Origin of the sequence: Sporosarcina sp. FSL K6-1522, assembly GCF_038622445.1 — a bacterium.
Classification (GTDB): Bacteria; Bacillota; Bacilli; order Bacillales_A; family Planococcaceae; genus Sporosarcina.
Map to the genome: position 1 here is coordinate 4,254,355 of NZ_CP152019.1, position 21,760 is coordinate 4,276,114.

16 protein-coding genes are annotated in these 21,760 nt (G+C 44.3%); 2 read left to right on the forward strand and 14 right to left on the reverse strand.

Annotated features, from left to right (window positions below; translation table 11 throughout):
- Positions 1–2: 2 nt before the first annotated feature.
- The 3 genes from MKY34_RS21235 to MKY34_RS21245 all read right to left on the reverse strand — a co-directional run bounded on the left by MKY34_RS21235 (position 3) and on the right by MKY34_RS21245 (position 5,131).
- A complete protein-coding gene (locus MKY34_RS21235; RefSeq protein WP_342513092.1) occupies positions 3–1,118 on the reverse strand; it encodes a response regulator in 1,116 nt (371 codons plus the stop codon).
- Positions 1,096–3,669: an ATP-binding protein gene (locus MKY34_RS21240; protein ID WP_342513093.1), complete on the reverse strand. Its 2,574-nt coding sequence runs from the start codon at positions 3,667–3,669 to the stop codon at positions 1,096–1,098. Before MKY34_RS21240 ends, MKY34_RS21235 begins: the two co-directional genes overlap by 23 nt.
- Before the next feature lie 121 nt (positions 3,670–3,790).
- Positions 3,791–5,131, reverse strand: a complete 1,341-nt coding sequence (locus tag MKY34_RS21245) for a sodium/glutamate symporter (RefSeq protein ID WP_342513094.1) — start codon at positions 5,129–5,131, stop codon at positions 3,791–3,793.
- 278 nt (positions 5,132–5,409) lie between these two features.
- Here MKY34_RS21245 and MKY34_RS21250 point away from each other — a divergent pair, with 278 nt between their 5' ends.
- Entirely contained in the window at positions 5,410–6,480 is a 1,071-nt protein-coding gene (locus MKY34_RS21250; protein ID WP_342513095.1) for a glycosyltransferase, read from the forward strand.
- Between the two features lie 181 nt (positions 6,481–6,661).
- A complete protein-coding gene (locus tag MKY34_RS21255) occupies positions 6,662–8,203 on the forward strand; it encodes an exosporium glycoprotein BclB-related protein (protein WP_342513096.1) in 1,542 nt (513 codons plus the stop codon).
- Positions 8,204–8,309: 106 nt separating this feature from the next.
- On the opposite strand, the gene leuD is transcribed toward MKY34_RS21255, so the two are convergent.
- The 11 genes from leuD to isdE form a co-directional block, all read right to left on the reverse strand.
- A complete protein-coding gene (gene leuD, locus MKY34_RS21260) occupies positions 8,310–8,906 on the reverse strand; it encodes a 3-isopropylmalate dehydratase small subunit (protein WP_342513097.1) in 597 nt (198 codons plus the stop codon).
- 20 nt (positions 8,907–8,926) lie between these two features.
- Complete coding sequence (gene leuC, locus MKY34_RS21265; RefSeq protein ID WP_342513098.1) at positions 8,927–10,336, reverse strand: 3-isopropylmalate dehydratase large subunit; 1,410 nt, start codon at positions 10,334–10,336, stop codon at positions 8,927–8,929.
- Between the two features lie 94 nt (positions 10,337–10,430).
- Complete coding sequence (gene leuB / locus MKY34_RS21270) at positions 10,431–11,531, reverse strand: 3-isopropylmalate dehydrogenase (RefSeq protein WP_342513099.1); 1,101 nt, start codon at positions 11,529–11,531, stop codon at positions 10,431–10,433.
- A 19-nt stretch (positions 11,532–11,550) separates the two neighbouring features.
- The gene (locus MKY34_RS21275) at positions 11,551–13,101 is read right to left on the reverse strand and encodes a 2-isopropylmalate synthase (RefSeq protein ID WP_342513100.1); all 1,551 of its coding nucleotides are present in this window, start codon (positions 13,099–13,101) and stop codon (positions 11,551–11,553) included.
- Positions 13,088–14,122, reverse strand: a complete 1,035-nt coding sequence (gene ilvC / locus MKY34_RS21280) for a ketol-acid reductoisomerase (RefSeq protein ID WP_342513101.1) — start codon at positions 14,120–14,122, stop codon at positions 13,088–13,090. The genes MKY34_RS21275 and ilvC overlap by 14 nt, the downstream gene beginning before the upstream one ends.
- Positions 14,123–14,303: 181 nt before the next feature.
- Positions 14,304–14,822 (reverse strand): acetolactate synthase small subunit, encoded by a 519-nt coding sequence (ilvN, locus tag MKY34_RS21285; RefSeq protein ID WP_342513102.1) that lies wholly within the window; start codon positions 14,820–14,822, stop codon positions 14,304–14,306.
- Complete coding sequence (gene ilvB / locus MKY34_RS21290; RefSeq protein WP_342513103.1) at positions 14,819–16,582, reverse strand: acetolactate synthase large subunit; 1,764 nt, start codon at positions 16,580–16,582, stop codon at positions 14,819–14,821. Before ilvB ends, ilvN begins: the two co-directional genes overlap by 4 nt.
- Positions 16,583–17,028: 446 nt before the next feature.
- Positions 17,029–18,696, reverse strand: a complete 1,668-nt coding sequence (gene ilvD, locus MKY34_RS21295; protein WP_342513104.1) for a dihydroxy-acid dehydratase — start codon at positions 18,694–18,696, stop codon at positions 17,029–17,031.
- Between the two features lie 380 nt (positions 18,697–19,076).
- Positions 19,077–19,847, reverse strand: a complete 771-nt coding sequence (locus MKY34_RS21300; RefSeq protein ID WP_342513105.1) for an ABC transporter ATP-binding protein — start codon at positions 19,845–19,847, stop codon at positions 19,077–19,079.
- Positions 19,837–20,820: an iron ABC transporter permease gene (locus MKY34_RS21305; protein ID WP_342515329.1), complete on the reverse strand. Its 984-nt coding sequence runs from the start codon at positions 20,818–20,820 to the stop codon at positions 19,837–19,839. The genes MKY34_RS21300 and MKY34_RS21305 overlap by 11 nt, the downstream gene beginning before the upstream one ends.
- Before the next feature lie 24 nt (positions 20,821–20,844).
- The gene (gene isdE, locus MKY34_RS21310) at positions 20,845–21,726 is read right to left on the reverse strand and encodes a heme ABC transporter substrate-binding protein IsdE (RefSeq protein WP_342513106.1); all 882 of its coding nucleotides are present in this window, start codon (positions 21,724–21,726) and stop codon (positions 20,845–20,847) included.
- Positions 21,727–21,760: the final 34 nt, after the last annotated feature.

A 21,760-nucleotide genomic window follows, 5' to 3' on the forward strand; every position in this document is an offset into this window, starting at 1 on the left:
ACCTATTTTTTTAAATGTTCTGCGTAAATACTGACAATCTCTTTCGGGACATCAATCCCTAAATCCTCTATCCACTTCGCCTTAAATTCATGGAATAAAGCGACCATTTTCTGCATCTTGCTCATTTTGCCGAAATGATTGAGCAACAAATAGACAACACGTTCATTATAAGGTTCCATTTGAATCATCTTTTCCAAACAAATTTCAATATAATACGACTGTTTTTTATCATCAATGACTTGCATAATGAACTGTTCCAAATAGTGTAAAAATGATTGTTTCATTTTTTGTTGGGTCGGCAATGCCCACTGGTAATGCTCGTCCTCCAAAAAATCTCCTTGGTAGAGTTCAATGAGCTTTTCAATTGTCGAACGAGACATTTCTGTCGTTTGCAACATCCCTTCTATCTCTGTCAAGTCACTTTGAACGTCGACATTCAATACATATCGTTCATTAACTAAAGAAATCGGATTGTCGATGCCAATTTCTTTAATGCGTTTCCGCAACTGATAGACCGTCGTATGCATGAGTGTTGCCGCCTTTTCGTCAGGCATTTCACTCCACAGTTCTTCCATAATGCGTGTGCGATGGCTTTCCTGTTCCTTATGATGCCATAGATAAATAAAAAGCTCCTTAACCTTTTTCGTCCGCCACCGAACTTCGCGGTTTTGATGGTCCAACAAGCGAAAACCGCCCATTGTCTGTGCAAATAATCGTACGTTAGCATCTCCTGCAACAGTTTGGTTATTTGCATAAAGCGCTAATTTCTCTTGTAATTTGACAATCGTTTTTTGCAGTCGCTCTTTTTTCACCGGCTTTAACAAATAGTCGATGGCATTCACTTCAAATGCTTCCAGCGCGTATTGCGGATGGGCCGTAACAAAGACCACCTCCACTCGAGGGTACTTCGTCATTAATTCCTCTGCAAACTCCAGCCCATGTATATTGCCCATCTCCATATCTAAAAAGACCACATCAACGGCAAGCTGCTCCATCTCTCGATAAGCTTGTTTAGCATCAGTAAATGTCCCAACAATTTCAACGTTTTTCATTTCCCCTATGACGATTTCTAGTACATCGATCGCTAACTGCTCATCATCGATTAACACGACCTTCACTGTTCTTCACTCCCGGTAAGATGATTGTAATTGTTGTGCCCTTCCCCTCAGCACTTTCCAAGCTAAATTGTGCATTCTTCACCAATTTTAGCTTGTTGAACGAATTGACAAAGCCAATACCACCATTTGTATTATTCAATAGCGCAGCTTGTTTTTCTTCCGACATACCCACGCCGTCATCTTCAATTCGAATGACTACATCGCCCCCTTGTTGCTGAACGGAGATGCCTAATGTTCCCACAGTATCTTTTTTGGAAATCCCATGTCGAATCGCATTTTCCACAAGCGGCTGAATGGTCAACGACGGTATCCTTGCCTTCACCTGCTCGTCTATCGCATAGTTGACGATGAGCCGATCTCCGTAGCGCATCTGTTCAATGGCCACATAAGACTGAACCAAATCCAGCTCCTGTTCCAATAAAACTACCGTGTTTTGAGAGTAAAAATCTAATTTCGCTCTAAAATAGGTCGCCAAATGCTGCAAAGCTTCTCTCGCTTTTTCGGTATCTTTATAGGTTAACGCAATAATTGTATTTAACGTATTATATAAAAAATGGGGCGCAATTTGCGCGTGAAAATTACTCAATTCATCATGAATCGACTGTTGGGCCGCTCGCTTCATCGCAACGAGTGAGGCGATTTTGACCTTCAGTTCCTCTGGTAACAGCGGCTTGCGCAAGAAGTCATTCGCTCCTACTTTCATAGCTGTCACAAAATCGGTTGATTTCGCTCCCTCCGTCAAGATAACGATGGGAAGCTCCACTAAATCATAAGCTTGTCGAACTTGTTTACATACTACGTAGCCAGGCATTATTAAATCCACAATCATCAAATCGATGACGTTACGCTCAAGCATTGCCATCGCATCTGGACCATTGTCGACAGCAATAACCGTGTAATCCAGTGATCCAACCAGTTCAATGAGCACATCAAGGTTTTTATGATCATCGTCTACAACGAGAACCGTTGCTCGATTTGTCCCAATGATTTTTTGTGGCAGTTTCAACTTCGAAATACCTAGTGGCTGCTCCCTAGTATTATCGGATCCTATCACACTATTTTGAGTAGTTCGTACAATAATTTGCTCTGGTGTCGCTAACGGCAACGTAAACGTAAAGCGTGAGCCTTCATCGTACACCGATTGTGCCCAAATGCTCCCCCCCGATAATTCAACAAGCTGCTTTGTAATCGACAGCCCCATTTCAAGTCCTTCCGTGGCCACTTTCTCCATATTGTCTACTTGATAATACGGCGTAAAGATATGCCCCACATGCGCTTTTGCAATGCCACTGCCTGTATCCGCAACCGTAATGTGCATGTCCTGCTCTTTCACCTCTGCCGAAATGGTAATTGTGCCTTGTGTCGTATGCTGAACCGCATTGTTCATTAAGTTAAAGATTATTTGCTTCACGCGTTGTTCATCCGCATAGATGAATGGCGTAGGGGCGACGACTTCATTCCGAATGGCGACTGGATAGGAGTGAGGCAGCAAATAACGGATTTCCTTCAAGACATCGTCAATGCATCGCAAATCTACTAATGTTGGTTCGACGCTTCGTTCCCCTTGTTTGATTTTGCTAACGTCTACGAATTGCTCCACGATTAGCGCTAAACGCTTGCCGACATTATGTATGTGTAGCACGCGTTCCTGTTGCTTTGAGCGCAGCGGTCCTGCTGTTCCTTCCATTAATGACTTCGAGACTTGAATCATGTCATGCAATGGGGCTTGTAGTTCTTGGGAAGTATTGATGATAAATTCATCCTTTAACCGATCGTAAATGAGTAAGTTTTGGGATAGCTGCTCTACTTGTAAATAAGCCGTATGGAAACGATGCCCCATCAGTAGCGACACGCTAATCGTCATAATGACAAACAACACGACATGTAAATAGCCAACGGGACTAGCAAGCAAAAAGTTCAAACCAATTAACATGCCATGACAGATGAAAGTTGTCACGATGACGACTAAGTATTCAACGCCTTCTTTGTGGCCGATGACTGCTTTGATTAAAATGAAAATAATGTATAGATTGCTAATGCTAAGCCCCGAAATCATGACAGCGTCTTTATACAGTAGTGGAAGACCACTTAGCAACCATTCGTTCACTTGCAGGAGACCAAATAACGTCCCTTGAAGACCTAAGAGTACACTTAAGAAAATGACTGTTTGTTTTCTAGCATATTGTTGAAAAAAACGATACGCATAGAGCATAAAAAATAGGGCGACAATATGAATGAGGTAAAGTTGAATGCCATTAAGCGCTTCGCTCGTCAGCTCATCCATTACGAGACTGATTAATTGTTCGTTTAATGTGGAAACATATAAGCCTTGTGTGATGCAATACAAGCTGAAGTAAAGCTGAAAGAGATCCTTGCGTTGTTGGATATAAGCACCTAGATAAAATAACCCTAACATCAAATAGCCTGAAACAAGCGCTGCATCTAACACCATCAGCGTATCCTTGTTAGATGTTGGCGCTACGTGATACACACCTAAAAACGTAAACACGAAAATTGCCAATGATATGATTATTGCGACATTTATTTTCATAATTCACCTCATTGTCCGAGTAATTTACGGTGCACGCATTCTTTCTCTCTATGTTACCTTATTTAGACAAAAATAGCCCCTGAACGTCACTACTGACGGCAGGGGCTATTTGGCTATTGTTTTAAGACGTCTTCTTACGAGTCAGCCAGTTATATTTCATAGACATCAAGTAAATGACAAGCGCAAATACGGCAACAATCCCTACAAAGACAAGACCTTGTGATTGCAGGACGAGCATTGGTGCAAATGTCACAAGCAAGATTTCAACCGGCGCAATCGGAATATACGCCAAGCCATAATCATCGAGTGTTTTACTTTCACCTTTCGGGTCAACAATGCGCAGAAGCGCCATGCCCATTGCCACTGTGCCTGTCGTCCAACCCCATGTGAAGATTCCTTTTTCAAACCAATACTGCGGAAAGAACTTCTTCGAAAATACGGAGAAAAATAGGAAGGCATAGCATAGCCCGAAGACAAACAATAGAATAAGCGGGACAGCATAATCGAGTACAACGGATACGCTGATCGATCCAATTCCGAATGCAACTAAAATATCTGTCGCACTACCACTAATACGGTTGACAACATCCGTACTCATATACTTTTCGGTGTTCGTCATATTCATGATTTTCTTTACAAGTAAACCGACTAAAAACGCCAATGAAAATGCGGGAATGACAACGCTTGGTAACAGCATTGCGCCCAACTGACTTAAGTAATATCCACCCATTGCAATAATCGTGACGATCGACAAGTGGAATACATATGGATCAATGGAAATTGAAGAAACTGTATCTGTTTCAGACTTAATGCGTGATCCAGGAGGGATTAACCCTGTGCGAAGCTCATTCGGTAATTCATCGAACGATGCAAGGAATGACGTATGACCTTTCGCAGACCCTCGTTTAATGAAGAGAATACCGATTAAAATCGCACTAATAATCCCTACTGTTGCAGAAGTCATCGCTAAAGAAGTAGCCTCTTCCCAACCATTCTGTGCGAACGTTGCACCAATCGCTGCAGCCGTTCCGTGTCCACCAACAAAACCAGCAGCCAACAACAAACCAAAGCCATCATGCAAACCATCCCAAAACGGGTTCAAAAGTAAGATGGCAAATAATAATCCCCCGCCCCACATAAGAACCATCGCGAGCTGTGAGTATGCCCACATACTCCCTACTCTTGTTTTAATCGCTTTCCAGTCAATACGCGGGGATAGTAATGGCAACGTACCGAAAATCACCGCGATTAAAATACCTGGATACGTGCCCATTTGATCGGAAAATGGCAGAACTTTAAAACCGTTCGGCCCTAGTAGCAATGCTAGAATACCAGCTATAATACTAGCCGGTAAAAACATGCGCTGTACGAATCCTACTTTCGCGCGAATAATCGTACCTGCCAGCAGCAGTAAAGATATCAAACCGATATCCGTGAATAAAACCCATGGTGAAAAATCCATATCTATAGTCTCCTTATCTTTTAATTTATTTTCACAAACCTCCGAAATACAGTTCCAGCGACATGATTGTAACCGTTTACACATCATGTCAGTAAAAACGATTATACAATCAACTTGTACTAGACTATCATTTTTCCTATACCAAGTAAATTTTACCGATAACTCCGAATTACCTAGTGAATTTGCAATATATAACTAATATATAACTAATACAAAACCTCTTTGAACACGTCTGTCCACTGTTACATATACATGAAAAGAATGTACGGAGGGATGAAATGGTAACGATAAGTTTGTGCATGATTGTCAAAAACGAAGAGGCTGTCATCGGGAGGTGCTTAGACTCAGTCAGTGCGTTGGTCGAAGAAATCATCATTGTTGATACAGGTTCTACGGATCGCACGAAAGAAATTTGTCAGCGATATACGGATCGAGTTGTTGATTTTCAATGGATAGAGGATTTTGCAGCAGCACGGAATTTTTCATTTCAACAAGCGACTCAAAACTATATCCTGTGGTTAGATGCCGACGATGTGTTGACTGTGGAGGCTCAGGAAAAGCTTAGACTGCTCAAACAGACGTTGTCTCCTTCCATTGATGCCGTGTCGATGGACTATCATTTAGGTTTTGATGAGGATGGCAATGTCACCTCTCGCTTAAAAAGGTATCGCTTGGTTAAAAAGGCCAAACAGTTTCAGTGGATTGGCGCTGTCCATGAGTTTCTTGAGGTATCAGGGAATGTAATGGACAGTGATATCGCCATCACCCACTCCCCCCTAAGCCATGATGACGAACGGAATATTCGAATCTATCGCAAGCTGCTCGAATCAGGGGCCCCACTATCCCCACGTGATACATTTTACTTTGCTAATGAATTGGTCGATCATCAACATTTTGAAGAAGCCATCCACTACTATCAAACATTTCTCGATTCAAAGTTAGGATGGGTTGAGGATAATATTCGCGCATGCCTGAAGCTTGCAGATTGCTACTATCAACTAGACAACCAAGAAAAGGCGCAACAAGCTACCTTGCAAACGCTACTCTATGACGCGCCACGTCCCGAAACCTGTTGTCGACTTGGCTATTATTTTATGGAACAAGGCAATCATACAGCCGCTATTCATTGGTACCAACAAGCCTTGTTGGATGAAAACCAGCTACACCTCAGCTTTGAGAACATCGCCTTTTCCACCTGGTTACCTCACCTTCAATTATGCGTCCTCTATGATCGACTCCAAAACTACACCAAAGCCTACGAACACAACGAAACCGCACGAGAATTTAGGCCAACGGATACGCGCATACTTGGAAATAAAAAATACTTAGATACGCTTTTGAAGAAATAAAGAATGGATGAATAGACATTTTAGTTTGCAGATAGATTGACAGCTGCTCCGACATTTCGTCGTGGCGGCTGTTTTCGGTAGATGGTCTATTGGAATCTCCAGATCCCCTCCAAAATAAGTAGTTGATAGCCCGTCCCTTTGCTTATTACTTGAATAAGATGGTACAGAAGGTGGTGAAAATATGGATTTTTATAGTTTTGCAAGACGTGGATTTACTAGTGGTAATGGATGTAATGGATCAAATATATGCAGTGGTTGCCATAAATGCTGTAATTGTTGCTGTTGTCCAAGTGATGGTCAGGGTGCTACTGGCGCGACTGGGGCTACCGGTCCCCCAGGGGCTCAAGGGCCGATTGGACCTCAGGGTGTTCAAGGTATTCAAGGTGTGCCGGGGCCGACTGGAAATACGGGGGCTCAAGGGATTCAAGGCGTGCCGGGGATTGATGGCGTAGACGGAGCCACTGGGGCGACAGGTGCGACGGGAGCAACCGGCGCAACGGGAAGTCAAGGCATTCAAGGGATTCCGGGAATTGATGGCGCAGATGGAGCCACTGGGGCAACCGGCGCGACAGGAAGTCAAGGCATTCAAGGCGTGCAAGGGATTGACGGCGTAGACGGGGCCACTGGAGCAACCGGCGCGACGGGAGCTCAAGGCATTCAAGGAGTTCCAGGGATTGACGGCGCAGATGGTGCGACGGGAGCAACCGGCGCAACGGGAACTCAAGGCATTCAAGGGATTCCGGGAATTGATGGCGCAGATGGAGCCACTGGGGCAACCGGCGCGACGGGAACTCAAGGCATTCAAGGAGTTCCAGGGATTGACGGCGCAGATGGTGCGACGGGAGCAACCGGCGCAACGGGAACTCAAGGCATTCAAGGGATTCCGGGAATTGATGGCGCAGATGGAGCCACTGGGGCAACCGGCGCGACGGGAACTCAAGGAATTCAAGGCCTACCGGGGATCGATGGCGCAGATGGCGCGACTGGAGCAACCGGCGCAACGGGAACTCAAGGCATTCAAGGGATTCCGGGAATTGATGGCGCAGATGGAGCCACTGGGGCAACCGGCGCGACGGGAACTCAAGGGATTCAAGGCCTACCGGGGATCGATGGCGCAGATGGCGCGACTGGTTCTACTGGACCTACGGGTATGACTGGCACAATTGGACCTACTGGACCTACCGGGCCTATTGGACCTACGGGCGTGACGGGTGCTAGTGCCATCATTCCATTCGCTTCGGGAGTAACACCAGTTGTATTAACAGCCACTATAGCCGGATTAGTTGGAACAACAAGTCTTGTAGGATTTGGAAGTGCTGTTCCAGGTGTTAGCTTGGTAAGTGGTAACATAGACCTTTCTGGTCTTCTAAACTATGCATATATAGTTCCCCGTAATGGCGTCATCACCTCATTAGCCGGATTCTTTAGTGTTACAACGGGACTAGGTGTTCTTCTCGGAACTGCAACGGTTCAGGCGCAGTTATATGTTGCAACGCAAAGCAGCAACACATTCAGCCCAATTACCGGCGCTACTGTTACTCTTTCTCCATCTCTCACAGGTTTAATCTCAGTCGGTAACATCAGTAGCGGTATTACAAGTAACCTATCGATCAATGTAACAGCAGGACAACGCTTGTTACTTGTATTTTCTGTAACTACAACTGGCCTTAACGTCGCAACTACCCTTACAGGTGCTGCAAGTGGTGGTGTAGCTATCAGTTAAAGTAGAGGTAGGGCATGCTCAAAAAGACTGTTCATAAATGATTGAAAAGCAAAAAATTCGCCCTTTCATTTCTTCACAATGAAAGGGCGAGATTTTTTTATAGCTGTTAGACCGGCTGTTTCACATGTTGTTCCTCATACTTCGCAATATGCTCTTCATATTGGAATGTCAGTGAAATTTCATCCCAACCATTTAACAACATTTGTTTATAATAAGGATCAATGTCAAACGAGTAGCTCTTGCCATCTTGTCCCTCAACTAGTTGCTTTTCTAAGTTTACTGTAATCGAGTAAGGCTGCTGTTGCCCATTTGCCAACAGTTCCTCTACTTCAGACACACTTAGCTTAATGGGAAGAATTCCATTTTTCATGCAGTTATTATGGAATATATCCGCAAAACTTGGTGCTATGACCACGTTGTATCCATAATCCATAATCGCCCACGGCGCATGCTCCCTTGACGAGCCACAACCGAAGTTTTCATGCGCAACGAGGATTGTCGATTCTTTAAATCGCTCATCATTTAACACAAATTCTTTCACTTCTGCTCCGTTTGCATCGTATCGCCAATGATAGAACAAATACTTACCAAAGCCTGTCCGCTCAATGCGTTTCAGGAACTCCTTCGAAATAATTTGGTCGGTATCAACGTTTTTACGATCTAACGGTGTCACAACACTCACGACTTCATTAATCGGCTTCATCTCATCATCAACTCCTTCAGTTATGCATTCGCGCTTTGCAGTTCTCTTACATCTACAAAATGGCCTGCAATTGCAGAGGCTGCCGCCATTGCCGGGCTCATCAGATGCGTACGCGCACCCGCACCTTGGCGTCCTTCAAAGTTCCGGTTCGACGTTGATGCACAACGTTCACCAGCTGGGACTACGTCATCATTCATCGCCAAGCACATACTGCAACCCGATTCTCGCCATTCAAATCCCGCTTCAAGGAAAATGGAATCCAATCCTTCTTCCTCTGCCTGTTTTTTCACAGTACGTGAGCCAGGAACGACAATGGCTGTGACTGCCTCGTGCACTTTTTTCCCTTCAATCACTTTAGCAGCTGCTCGCAGGTCACTTAACCGTGCATTGGTACATGAGCCAATAAAGACATGCTGAATGTCGATAGAAGTGAGTGGCATACCTTCTTCTAGTCCCATGTAAGCAAGTGCTTTTTTCAATGCCTCTTTGTCGGACTCATCCTCAAAGTCTTTCGCATACGGAACATGAGCGGTAATGCCTGATCCCATTGCTGGGTTTGTTCCCCATGTTACAAACGGCTCGATACTAGCTGCATCGATTTCAATAACCGTGTCATATGTCGCATCTTCATCCGAAGCAAGTGCTAACCAAGCTGCAGCTGCCTCATCGAATGCTTCACCTTCCGGAACATGTCGGCGTCCTTTTAGATAAGAAACCGTTGTTTCATCCGGGCTAATCAAACCCGCTTTCGCTCCTGCTTCGATGGACATATTACAAACGGTCATCCGTTCTTCCATCGTCAGATTGCGAATCGCTTCACCCGTAAACTCAGCGATATGGCCCGTCCCAACATCGATGCCAAATTTCGCGATAATCGCCAAAATGATATCTTTTGCTGCTACGCCAAAGCCAAGTTTTCCATTGACACGGATTTCCATTGTTTTCGGTTTGGATTGCCAAAGTGTTTGTGTTGATAACACATGCTCTACCTCACTCGTTCCAATCCCAAACGCAATCGCTCCGAACGCACCATGCGTAGACGTATGGCTATCTCCACAAACAATCGTTTTCCCTGGTTGTGTCAGTCCAAGCTCCGGTCCAATGATGTGGACAATCCCTTGATCTGGATGATCCATATTAGCAAGTGGAACACCGAATTCATCACAGTTCTTTTGAAGCGTTGTGATCTGCTTTTTAGCAATCGGATCTTTAATAGTAGGTAAATTTTTCGTTGGCACATTATGGTCCATCGTCGCAAAGCAAAGATCTGGTCGTCGCACAGTCCGATTCGCCAATCGTAGGCCTTCAAATGCTTGAGGAGATGTCACTTCATGCAACAAATGAAGATCGATATACAGCAAATCCGGCTTCCCCTGTTCTTCATATACGACATGCTGGTCCCAAATTTTCTCAATAATATTTTTCGCCATTTGCGCTTCTCCTTTCTATGTATAAAGTACATCGAAGAGGGAATATTCCTATCCCCTCTTGATTCAGATTCTATCAAACACATTGGTAGCTTTATTAAACGTATGAAAACATAATGCTATTGGACACAAATTGCGTATCAAGCTCATCGACAATTTTGTCTGTCCACTCTTTTGTGGAGAGTACGCGTTGCTCTGGTGACGCAAGATCAGCTGTGAAGAAGCCGTCTTCAAACGCCGTGTTAACTGCCGCCTCAATCGCTGACGCTTCCGTTGTCAGTCCGAACGAATATTTCAGCATCATCGCAACCGATAAAATCGTTGCTGCTGGATTCGCTACACCAAGACCTGCGATTTCAGGTGCAGATCCATGTACCGGCTCATACAACCCAAAGTTATCGCTGTTAATACTAGCCGACGGTAACACGCCAAGTGAACCTGTGATGACAGACGCTTCATCACTCAAAATATCGCCAAACATATTTTCCGTTACGACAACATCATACGTCCCAGGATTAGTAATTAGCTTCATGGCACAAGAGTCGACTAATGCATGCTCCACTTCGATGTCTGGATATGCCTGCTTCTTCTCTTCTACAATTTCACGCCACAGCTTACTCGATTCGAGCACGTTTGCTTTGTCCACAGACGTTACTTTTCCTTTACGTAGTCGCGCAAGTTCGAAAGCCTTTTCCACAATGCGTTCGATTTCTTCCCGCGTATACACTAGTGTGTCCACAGCTGATTTGTCTGTTTTGCGACTCGGCTCTCCAAAATACAAGCCGCCTGTCAGTTCCCGAACAATCATCATATTGACATCCTGTGCGACTTCTTCTTTTAGAGGAGAAGCATGAAGCAGAGCCGGTACGGCCGCCACGGGACGAAGATTGGCAAAAAGGTCGAAGTGTTTCCGAATGGCCAGCAAGCCTTTTTCAGGTCGCAGTTCTGAAGGATTCTGATCCCATTTTGGTCCTCCCACTGCCCCTAAGAGAACGGCATCACTCTCTTCGCAAAGCTTAATTGTTTCATCCGGAAGTGGATTTTTATACTTATCAATCGCTATACCACCGATTGATCCGTATTCAATATGAAATGTATGATTAAAGCGTCTTCCAATCGTTTCCAACACCTTAACCGCTGCTGCTGTCACTTCTGGACCAATTCCATCACCTGGTAATACCGCTACTCTCTTTTCCATAGGACTTCTCCTCCTTGTTTTAATTCACTTCAGTAACAACGGCTCTCACTGGCGTTGCTATTTTCATCAAATGTCTGTTAATGGCATTCAAATATGCTTTTGCCGATGCTTCCAATACGTCTTGCGCAACATCGCGCCCAATGGATACTTCACCATCTATGCTCAAGTTGACGACTGCTTCGCCAAGTGCATCGCGGCCTTTTCCAATGGATGTCACACGGTAATCCAAAATATGGACTTTTCCTGTGACGAGTTGCTCCAATGTATTGAAAATCGCTTCTACTGATCCAGCACCTGTCGCTGCTACTGTCACGGATTCGCCGCTTGGCTCAACCGCTGATACAGTTGCCGTTGGAATGTTCGCCGTTCCATACTGAACTTGCACATTCGTCAATTCATAAACAGGTGTGTCCTTATGTTTAATTTGCTGGTCTGTGAATAAAACGAACAGATCGTCTTCTGTAATTTCCTTTTTACGGTCTGCTAATTTTTTAAACTCCGCAAATGCTTTATTCAACTTGTCATCATCCAAATCGAAGCCCATTGTAATGGCACGATCTTTGAATGCGTGTCGGCCAGAATGCTTCCCAAGGGCAAGCGGTTCTGTTTTATCGCCAATGAGTTCGGGCGTAATGATTTCATATGTTTCACGGTTTTTCAGATAACCATCTTGGTGAATACCCGATTCATGCGCAAAGGCATTTTTCCCGACAACCGCTTTGTTTGGCTGGATCACAACGCCTGTCAATTGACTGACAAGCTGGCTTGTGCGCTTGATTTCCTGTAGATTGATACCTGTTTCAAGTCCATAAAAATCTTTACGGACATGAAGTGCTACGGCAATTTCTTCAAGTGCAGCATTTCCAGCACGTTCACCAATACCATTGATCGTTCCTTCAACTTGATCGGCACCATTTTCAATCGCTGCAATCGAGTTGGCAACCGCCATGCCAAGGTCATTGTGACAATGTGCAGATAGCTTGACGTTGTCAATACCTGTTACATTTTCTTTTAAGTATTTAAACAAAGCACCATATTCTTGCGGCGTTGCATAGCCGACTGTATCTGGTATATTAATAACTGTTGCACCAGCTGCAATGACTTGATTGATAATGCGAACGAGGAATTCTCGGTCTGAACGGAAAGCATCTTCCGCCGACCATTGGACAAGTGGGAAAAACTTACGCGCATATTTCACCGCTTCTACCGCAATATCCACAACTTGATCAGGTGTTTTTTGAAGCTTGTATTCCATATGAATCGGTGATGTTGCTAAAAAGACATGTAAATGAGGTTGTTCCGCACCACGAAGTGCCTCCCATGACGTTTCAATATCACTTTTCATCGCACGGGCAAGACCTGTTACTGTCGACTTTTTTACCGTGTTCGCAATGCGTTGAACCGCTTCAAAATCACCCGGGGATGAAGCAGGAAACCCTGCTTCAATAATTGTTGCCCCGAATTTTTCAAGTTGCTTCGCAATTTCTAATTTCTCAGCTGTATTTAGATTAATACCCGCTGATTGTTCTCCGTCCCGAAGTGTCGTATCAAATATGTCAATTTTTCGCACTGCCCACCACTTCTTCCTCTTTTGTTTTTGCACCTTCATTTACAAACGGCATCATTGCACGTAGTCTTTGACCCACTTCTTCAATTTGGTGTTTCGCTTCTTCTTGCTCGATACGGTTGAAGTTCGGACGACCGTTTTCGTTTTCCGCGATCCACTCTCTTGCAAATTTACCTGATTGAATGTCTGTTAGGATGTCTTTCATGCGTGCTTTTGTATCTGCATCGACAACGCGTGGACCTGATACAAAGTCGCCCCACTCAGCTGTATCGGAGATTGAGTAACGCATACCTGCCATACCGCCTTCGTACATCAAGTCAACGATAAGTTTTGTTTCATGTAGTGTTTCAAAGTACGCAAGTTCTGGTTGGTAACCTGCTTCTACAAGTGTTTCAAATCCAGCTTTTACGAGTGCAGTCAAACCACCGCAAAGTACTGCTTGCTCTCCGAATAGATCCGTTTCAGTTTCTTCTTTGAATGATGTTTCAAGTACACCACCGCGAGCAGAACCGATTGCTTTTGCATACGCAAGTGCAACGTCTTTCGCATTGCCTGATACGTCTTGGTATACAGCGAATAGTGCAGGTACGCCTGCGCCAGCTTCGAATGTACGGCGAACAAGGTGACCTGGTCCTTTTGGTGCTACAAGGAATACGTCAACATCCGCAGGTGGTACGATTTGACCGAAGTGCACGTTGAAACCGTGTGCGAAAACAAGTGATTTACCTGCTTTTAGCGCTGGTTGGATTTCTTCATCGTAAACTGCTTTTTGTCTTTCGTCTGGAAGAAGAATCATGATTACGTCTGCTGCTTCCGCTGCTTCACGAACTGTTTTAACCGTTAGACCGTCTTGTTTTGCTTGGTCGAAAGATTTCCCTTCGCGTACACCAACAATGACATTGAAACCAGAGTCGTTTAGGTTTTGTGCGTGTGCGTGACCTTGTGAACCGTATCCGATTACCGCGATTGTTTTATCTTGTAGAACTGCCTCGTTGATATCTTGGTTATAGTACATTTTTGTCATAATAATTTCCTCCTAGTGGGTTGTCTGTTTTTTTTTAGATTTATATGGTGTTGCTATGAACCTCTTTTATCTGTGCCAGATAAAGCCTCCGGCGGATGTCACAGATTTTTAAGGGGTGCTTTAGAAGGCAACCTAAGTTCGAAAAAATCCGGACGCAATTACGCCAAGGCGTAATTGATTATTATTGTTTCAAAATAGATAACTGTGGCGCTTGAACCTTTTGCATATCGCGCTTCATCGCTGTCGCACCTGTGCGTGTCAATTCCTTAATGCCATATGGTCGTAGCAATTCAATGACTGCCTCGATCTTATCGGGATGACCGACTACTTGGTACGTCACGACACTTTTACTAGAGTCGAGAATTCTCGCTCGGAACGGTTCAATGATGCTATTCATTTCACTTCGAACATGTGGAGGTGAAATGACTTTTATGAGCGCTAACTCGCGCATCACCATGGATTTTTCAGTGATGTCATTGACCTTCAGTACATCGATTTGTTTGGACAGCTGTTTGACGAGCTGCTCAATTTTCCGTTCGTCCTCCACATTGACGACGAACGTCATTTTCGACATATCCGGTTGCTCGGTATGGCCGACCGTAATGCTTTCGATATTGAACTGCCTTTTCATGAGTAACCCGGTTACTCGATTCAATACTCCACTTTGGTTGATAACTGTTACAGTAATGACTCTTTTCATTGCGGGCTCACCCCAATCATTTCATGTACGCCTTTCCCAGGTGCTACCATTGGGTAAACATTTTCCAGGCGTTTCACGCGGCAATCAATCAATACCGGTTCATCTGATAATAGTGCTTCTTGGAACACTGTTTCAGCCTCTTCCAACGTTTCGATTCGGTACCCTTTAATGTCATACGCTTCTGCCAACTTTAAAAAGTCAGGTTGTACAGGAATGAGTGACTGCGAGTAACGCTCCTCGTAAAACGTTTCTTGCCATTGACGAACCATACCAAGTGCTTCGTTATTCAAAATGACTACTTTTACAGGAATGCGTAGCTCTTGGAGTAACGATAATTCCTGTGCCGTCATTTGAAAACCTGCATCTCCAACAATCGCAATAACGCGTTTATCGGGCTTGGCAAGTTGCGCGCCAATCGCTGCTGGGAAGCCGAACCCCATTGTTCCAAGACCTCCAGAAGTTACCCAATGATCGGGATTATTCAGTGGATAGTATTGTGCTGCCCACATCTGATGCTGACCAACGTCTGTGGTTACAATCGCATCTCCTTCTGTTACACGGTGGATAATTTCAACTGCTTGTTGTGCAAGTAGCGCATTGTCATCGGCTTTGTACCATAATGGATACTTTTCCATCGATTCGTTCAAGTGCGCTAGCCATTCAGCTGCTTCTGTCACAGCGATATCTTGCTTGAGTAGTGCTTGTAAAGCTTCTTTTGCGTCTGCTACAATCGGGATTTCTGTTGGAACGTTTTTCCCGATTTCAGCTGGGTCGATGTCAATATGGATTACTTTCGCATTCGGAGCGAATTGCTCTAAATTGCCCGTTAGCCTGTCATCAAATCGAGCACCGATATTGAGTAGAACATCGCATTCATACAAAGACATATTGGCTGTCACTGTTCCGTGCATGCCTGCCATTCCTATGAACAACTCGTGATCTCCACGGATACTGCCTAGTCCTAGCAATGTGTTCGTAACAGGAATTTGGTGTTTTTCAACAAATTCTTTTAATTCGTCCATTGCTTGTGCGTGAAGAATGCCTGCTCCTGCAAGAATGAGTGGTTTTTTTGCTTGCGAGATGGCTTGTGCTGCTTTTTGGATTTGCAAGAAGTTCGGAGTCGTTGTCGGTTGGTAACCTGGTAAATTGACTTCAGCCTCTTTCACATCCGCTGGCGTAAACAATCCTGTCGCAATATTTTTGGGAATATCGACGAGTACTGGACCAGGACGACCTGTGGAAGCGATATGGAACGCTTCTTTAATGATGCGTGGGAAATCAGCTACATCATTCACTTGATAATTATGCTTCGTGATTGGTTGCGTAATTCCAATGATATCTGCCTCTTGGAATGCATCCGTTCCGATGACTGAACTTGCAACTTGCCCCGTGAAAACAACGAGTGGTAAAGAATCCATCATCGCGTCTGTAATCCCTGTGACAAGGTTTGTTGCACCTGGTCCCGATGTAGCAATGACCACTCCCGGTTTTCCAGAAACACGTGCATAGCCTTCCGCCGCATGAATGGCTCCTTGTTCATGACGTGCAAGCACGTGGCTAATCGGGTTCTTGTAAAGTGCGTCATAAATTGGTAAGACGGCACCTCCAGGATAGCCGAAAATGATTTCGACATCTTGTTCTTTCAAGGCCTGAATGAGGACAGCAGACCCATCCATCGGTTGTGTTGTTTGTTCTTGCTCATTCACCGTCGTCGGAACTTCTTCTGTTGTTGCTTGCTTCGTTTGAACTCCAGCATTCATTTGCAAACTCCTCCTTACTTTCTTATGAATAGGAATAATCACTTAATTAAACATATCATTTATACCTTGGCGTAATTGAGGTCAGGGGCTTTGTCTTTATTCAGCTGAATAAAGATAAAAAAAGCCTTTTCTCCCCACGCAAAGAAACATGTTCCTTTACATAGGGATGAAAAAGCTTTTCATGGTACCACCCTTGTTCGTAGCAAATTCGCTACCTTATGAATAGACAATGTCTATTCGTTTTTAACGAGCACAGATTTCTCTACGCCCGGAATCGCCTACTCCATATGAGGTTTCAGCCATTCACTCCGAGGGGATGTCGCGGTTGGTTGTATTGCCGGCTTCCAGCACGACCGGCTCTCTGGGAATACAAAATTCCAACCACTTTTACCTCATCAACGAGTTCGTATATTCAATTACTCCAGGGTTTGAACCCCGTTATTAAGTTAAATTTTCATCACGCCGCCCGTACTTGCAGATGTCACAAGTGCGGAGTATCGAGCTAACCAACCTTTTTTAATCTTCGGTTCAAACGGTTGTAATTTCGATTGACGTTCAGCCAAAATGTCTTCGGCCACTTCAAGATCAATCGTTCTATTTGTCAAATCAATTGTGATAATGTCTCCATTTTCCACAAGCGCAATCGGTCCACCGTCCGCAGCTTCTGGAGAAATATGTCCGATGGAAATACCACGAGATGCCCCGGAGAAACGTCCGTCCGTAATGAGGGCTACTTTCGTTCCCAAACCACGTCCTTGAATCGCCGATGTTGGTGCAAGCATTTCTGGCATTCCCGGCCCACCTTTTGGTCCTTCGTAGCGAATGACTACGACATGACCTTCACGTACGGTGCCATTGTCGATGTTTTCCTGTGCATCCTCTTGCGATTCAAAGACAATCGCTTCACCACGGAATTCTTTAATGGATGGATCGACAGCACCGACTTTAATGACTCCACCATCCGGCGCAATGTTGCCGAATAAGACGGATAGTCCTCCAACTGGGCTGTGCGGATTATCTTTTGTACGAATGACTTGATCATTCGTAATTTGATACTCTGCTACATCTTCACCAATCGTTTTGCCTGTGACCGTCAAACGATCTGGGTGGATGGCGCCTGGGACTTTTGTGAGTTCATTGATAATTGAACTCACGCCCCCTGCTTTAAAGATATCGTCCATTGACACGTCTGAAGCTGGCATAATTTTCGCTAAATAAGGAACGCGCTCTGCTACCATATTAATGTCTTGGACTTTATAGTCAATTTCCGCTTCATGTGCAATAGCCAATGTGTGGAGTACTGTATTTGTTGAACCACCCATCGCCATATCTAAAGCGAAAGCATCGTCAATTGCTTCTTTTGTAATGATGTCGCGAGGTTTAACGTCTTCTTTTACCATCCGGACCAATTGTTTAGCCGCTTCTTTAATGAGCTTATGACGCTCATCTGAAGTCGCTACAATCGTACCGTTTCCTGGTAGTGTAACGCCAAGCATTTCCATCAAGCAGTTCATGGAGTTCGCTGTGAACATTCCTGAACAAGAACCACATGTTGGACACGCATTGTTTTCAATGTCTAGCAGTTCTTCTGCTGTCATCTTGCCTGCCTTGTATGCGCCGACTCCTTCAAATACGGATGTCAGGGAAAGTGCTTGCCCTTCTGCAGATACTCCAGCTTCCATCGGACCACCTGATACAAATATAGAAGGTACATTCGTCCGCACCGCCGCCATCAGCATACCCGGTGTGATTTTGTCACAGTTTGGTATGTAGAACACACCGTCAAACCAGTGTGCATTAATCACTGTTTCTGCCGAATCCGCAATCAGCTCACGGCTTGGCAATGAATACCTCATGCCGATATGTCCCATCGCAATTCCATCGTCTACACCAATTGTATTGAATTCGAACGGTACTCCGCCCGCTTCCCAAATTGCTTCTTTAACAATTTCAGCAAATTTGTTTAAGTGTTTATGCCCTGGAATAATATCAATGTATGAGTTACATACGCCAATGAACGGTTTCTCTAAATCTTTCGTTTTAATGCCTGTCGCGTAAAGTAAGCTTCGGTGAGGTGCGCGATCGACACCCATTTTAATCATGTTACTTCTCATTGCACTCTCTCCTAATCAAGTCACTCACACATTGTTTAGTACTTTCATAAGTAATGAATCTTGCCCGATTTTGTCTTGCTGTCCGTGAATCAAATCACGAACTGTTATTGGATTGATGCCATCATATCTTGGATTTTCACTAGAGTCAACAGTCTTTTTTAAATTGTTACTCAATTATAAATAATGAACTTTCTTGAATGCGCTTACAAATCGCACCATTATGCGATATATCGCATACAGAAAATTTTGTTCACAAATAAAAAAATATTTTGCTAGACGCTATTTTCACTACGTTTGGCAATCTACTTTTTTCAGTTGAACAAAAAAAGACACCATCTCTTTAGTATGAAATGATGTCTTCCATTATGAATAAACAATTATCAAATACCTAATGGCACAATATACATGCCTGCTTCTTGATCCGTTTTAACCGCGACGTCAACGCCATAAATTTCTTTGATTGTTTGTGCCGTGATCACTTCACTTGGTGCACCTTTTACGACAATCTCTCCATCTTTCATCACAATAATGACGTCGCTATAACGAATCGCCTGATTAATGTCGTGTAACACCATGACGATGGACATGCCATGTGTACGATTCAACTGCTTGATGAGTTCCAACAGCTCATACTGATAATAAATATCTAAATACGTCGTCGGTTCATCTAAGAACAAAAAGGGGGTTTTTTGCGCCAATGCCATGGCAATCCAAACCCGTTGCATTTGACCACCTGATAATGCGTGAATCGGCATGGAGCGTTTTTCTGTCAGATTGGTGCAATCTAACGCCCAAGCAACCGCTTGCTCGTCTTCATCCGAAATCGCAGTGAATGGTTTCTTATAAGGTATCCTGCCATAGCTCGTGAGCTTTTCGACCGTCATATCGGCAGGTGCATGATTGCTTTGATGGACAACGGCTAGTTTCCTTGCCAGTTCTTTCGGCTTGAAATCAGTTATCCCCTTGCCATTCAATAGTACCTGTCCCTTTTGCGGCTGATGATGATTTGACATCACACCGAGCAACGTCGACTTCCCACAACCATTCGGGCCAATAATCGTCGTCACTTTCCCCGTATCAATCGTACTGCTAACCGCACGTAGCGTATTCACTTTTTGGTCGTAAGAAAAAGTAATATCTTTAATGTCCATATATTCGATCACTCTTTCTCAGTAAGAATACGAGGAATACTCCTCCGATAACCCCCATGATAATGGACGCCGGGATTTCATTGGGGGCAATAACTATTCTGCCTAACGTATCCGCCGTGACGATCAACAGCGCACCCGCCAATGCTGAAAATGGGATGAGTGCTTTATGATCTGAACCGACCAAAGCCCGACCAATATGCGGAATCAACAAGCCGACAAAGGCGAACAGTCCTGCAACAGCTGTTGCAATCGATGCGAGCAGAACTGCCACTAAGGAAATGACAAATCGTGCAAGATTTACATTGACACCAAGGCTCTTGGCGGTTTTATCATTTAACGCCAAATAATTGCACCATGCATAAAGGGTAAATGCTAGCATAAGGCCAACCGTTCCATACACGACGATAACTTCAACGTCAGCCCATTTCTTCATCGTGAGCGTCGATGTCGTCACTTGGCTCATCGATTGTGTAATGGCGCTACCGCTAAACCCAAGCGTCTGGCTCAATCCCGTAAACACTGCGTTCACCGCAACCCCGATTAATATCATGCGAAGCGGATCAAGCCCCGTTTTCCACGATAAAGAATAGACGAGGAAAAAGGCTAACGCACCGCCTACAAAAGCGAAGAGCGGCACATAGAAATAGAGTGTCGGAAACAAGGCTACAACCGCAATGGACATAAACCCTGCCCCTGCAGACACACCGATAATGCCAGGATCTGCTAACGGATTACGCATCACCGCTTGAAACAACACGCCCGCTACCGACAGCGCTGCTCCTGCAAATAAGGCAATGATAATGCGCGGAAGCCGTAAATCCTTAATAATCGCTACATCATCATTCGTTCCCGTGATTAGCCCTTGAATCAGTTCAACTGGCGTCACGCGGATACTCCCCGTAGTAGCAGCATATGCGACGACTATAATGAGTAATGTAATGACACCGATGAAACTAAGCGTTTTTCTATTTATATGAAGCATCTTTTTTACCTACCTTTATTCTGGATACAACATTTTTTGCAATTCATCCAACGCTTCAATCGCTGCTAGATTACCCGTTGTGCCAAATAGTAGTTCATCCAAATCATAGACTCGATCGTTTTTTACAGCCTCAAAATGTTTCCACACATCATTTGTCCGGAATTCTTCGTCAAACATTTGGATGACTTGTTCTGGCATCCCATGTGCTGCTCGTAAAATGATATCCGGCTTCGCCTGCTGTAAATGTTCTGTATTGGATGATAAAAACTCTACGCTCTCACCGGTAATGACATTTTTCCCACCGCTTCGCTTCACCAAATCGCCAATATAGGAATTCTCTGTTGCAACGAGATAACTACCCGGAATGCCGAGTAAAATAAGAACGGACGGCTGTTTTTTTCCTTCTATCGACTGTTCAATGTCAGCCACTTTCTCTTCAAACTGCTGGACAATGGTCTCCGCTTGTTGTTGGCGATCATACTTTTCACCAAGTTTCAAAATCTCACTGTGCATGGCATCGATGCTTTCTAAATTGACATACGTCATGTCAATGCCTCGCTCGTCAAACATCTCTTGTAAATCATATTTCAATGTAGTCACAGACAAAATCTCTGTTGGTTTCAGAGACAATAGCATTTCCATATCGGGGCTCATTGGATTCCCAACTTCTTTCGCACCTTCATAACGTTTCGGTAAATCCTTATAGCTGGACGGGATTCCTACTAAATCCAGTTCGAGTGCATCCATAATTTCCGTTAGCGCAACGGTCGTTGCCACAACCCGATCCCCTTGTACATCGTTCGTTTCTTCGTTAGACGAACCATCTTTTCCTGATGAACATCCAGCTAGCACAACAATAACTGCTAGTAGAACAAATAGATTACGCACTTTCTGCATCGCTCTAACAACTCCTTGCTACTTATGTAGAAGA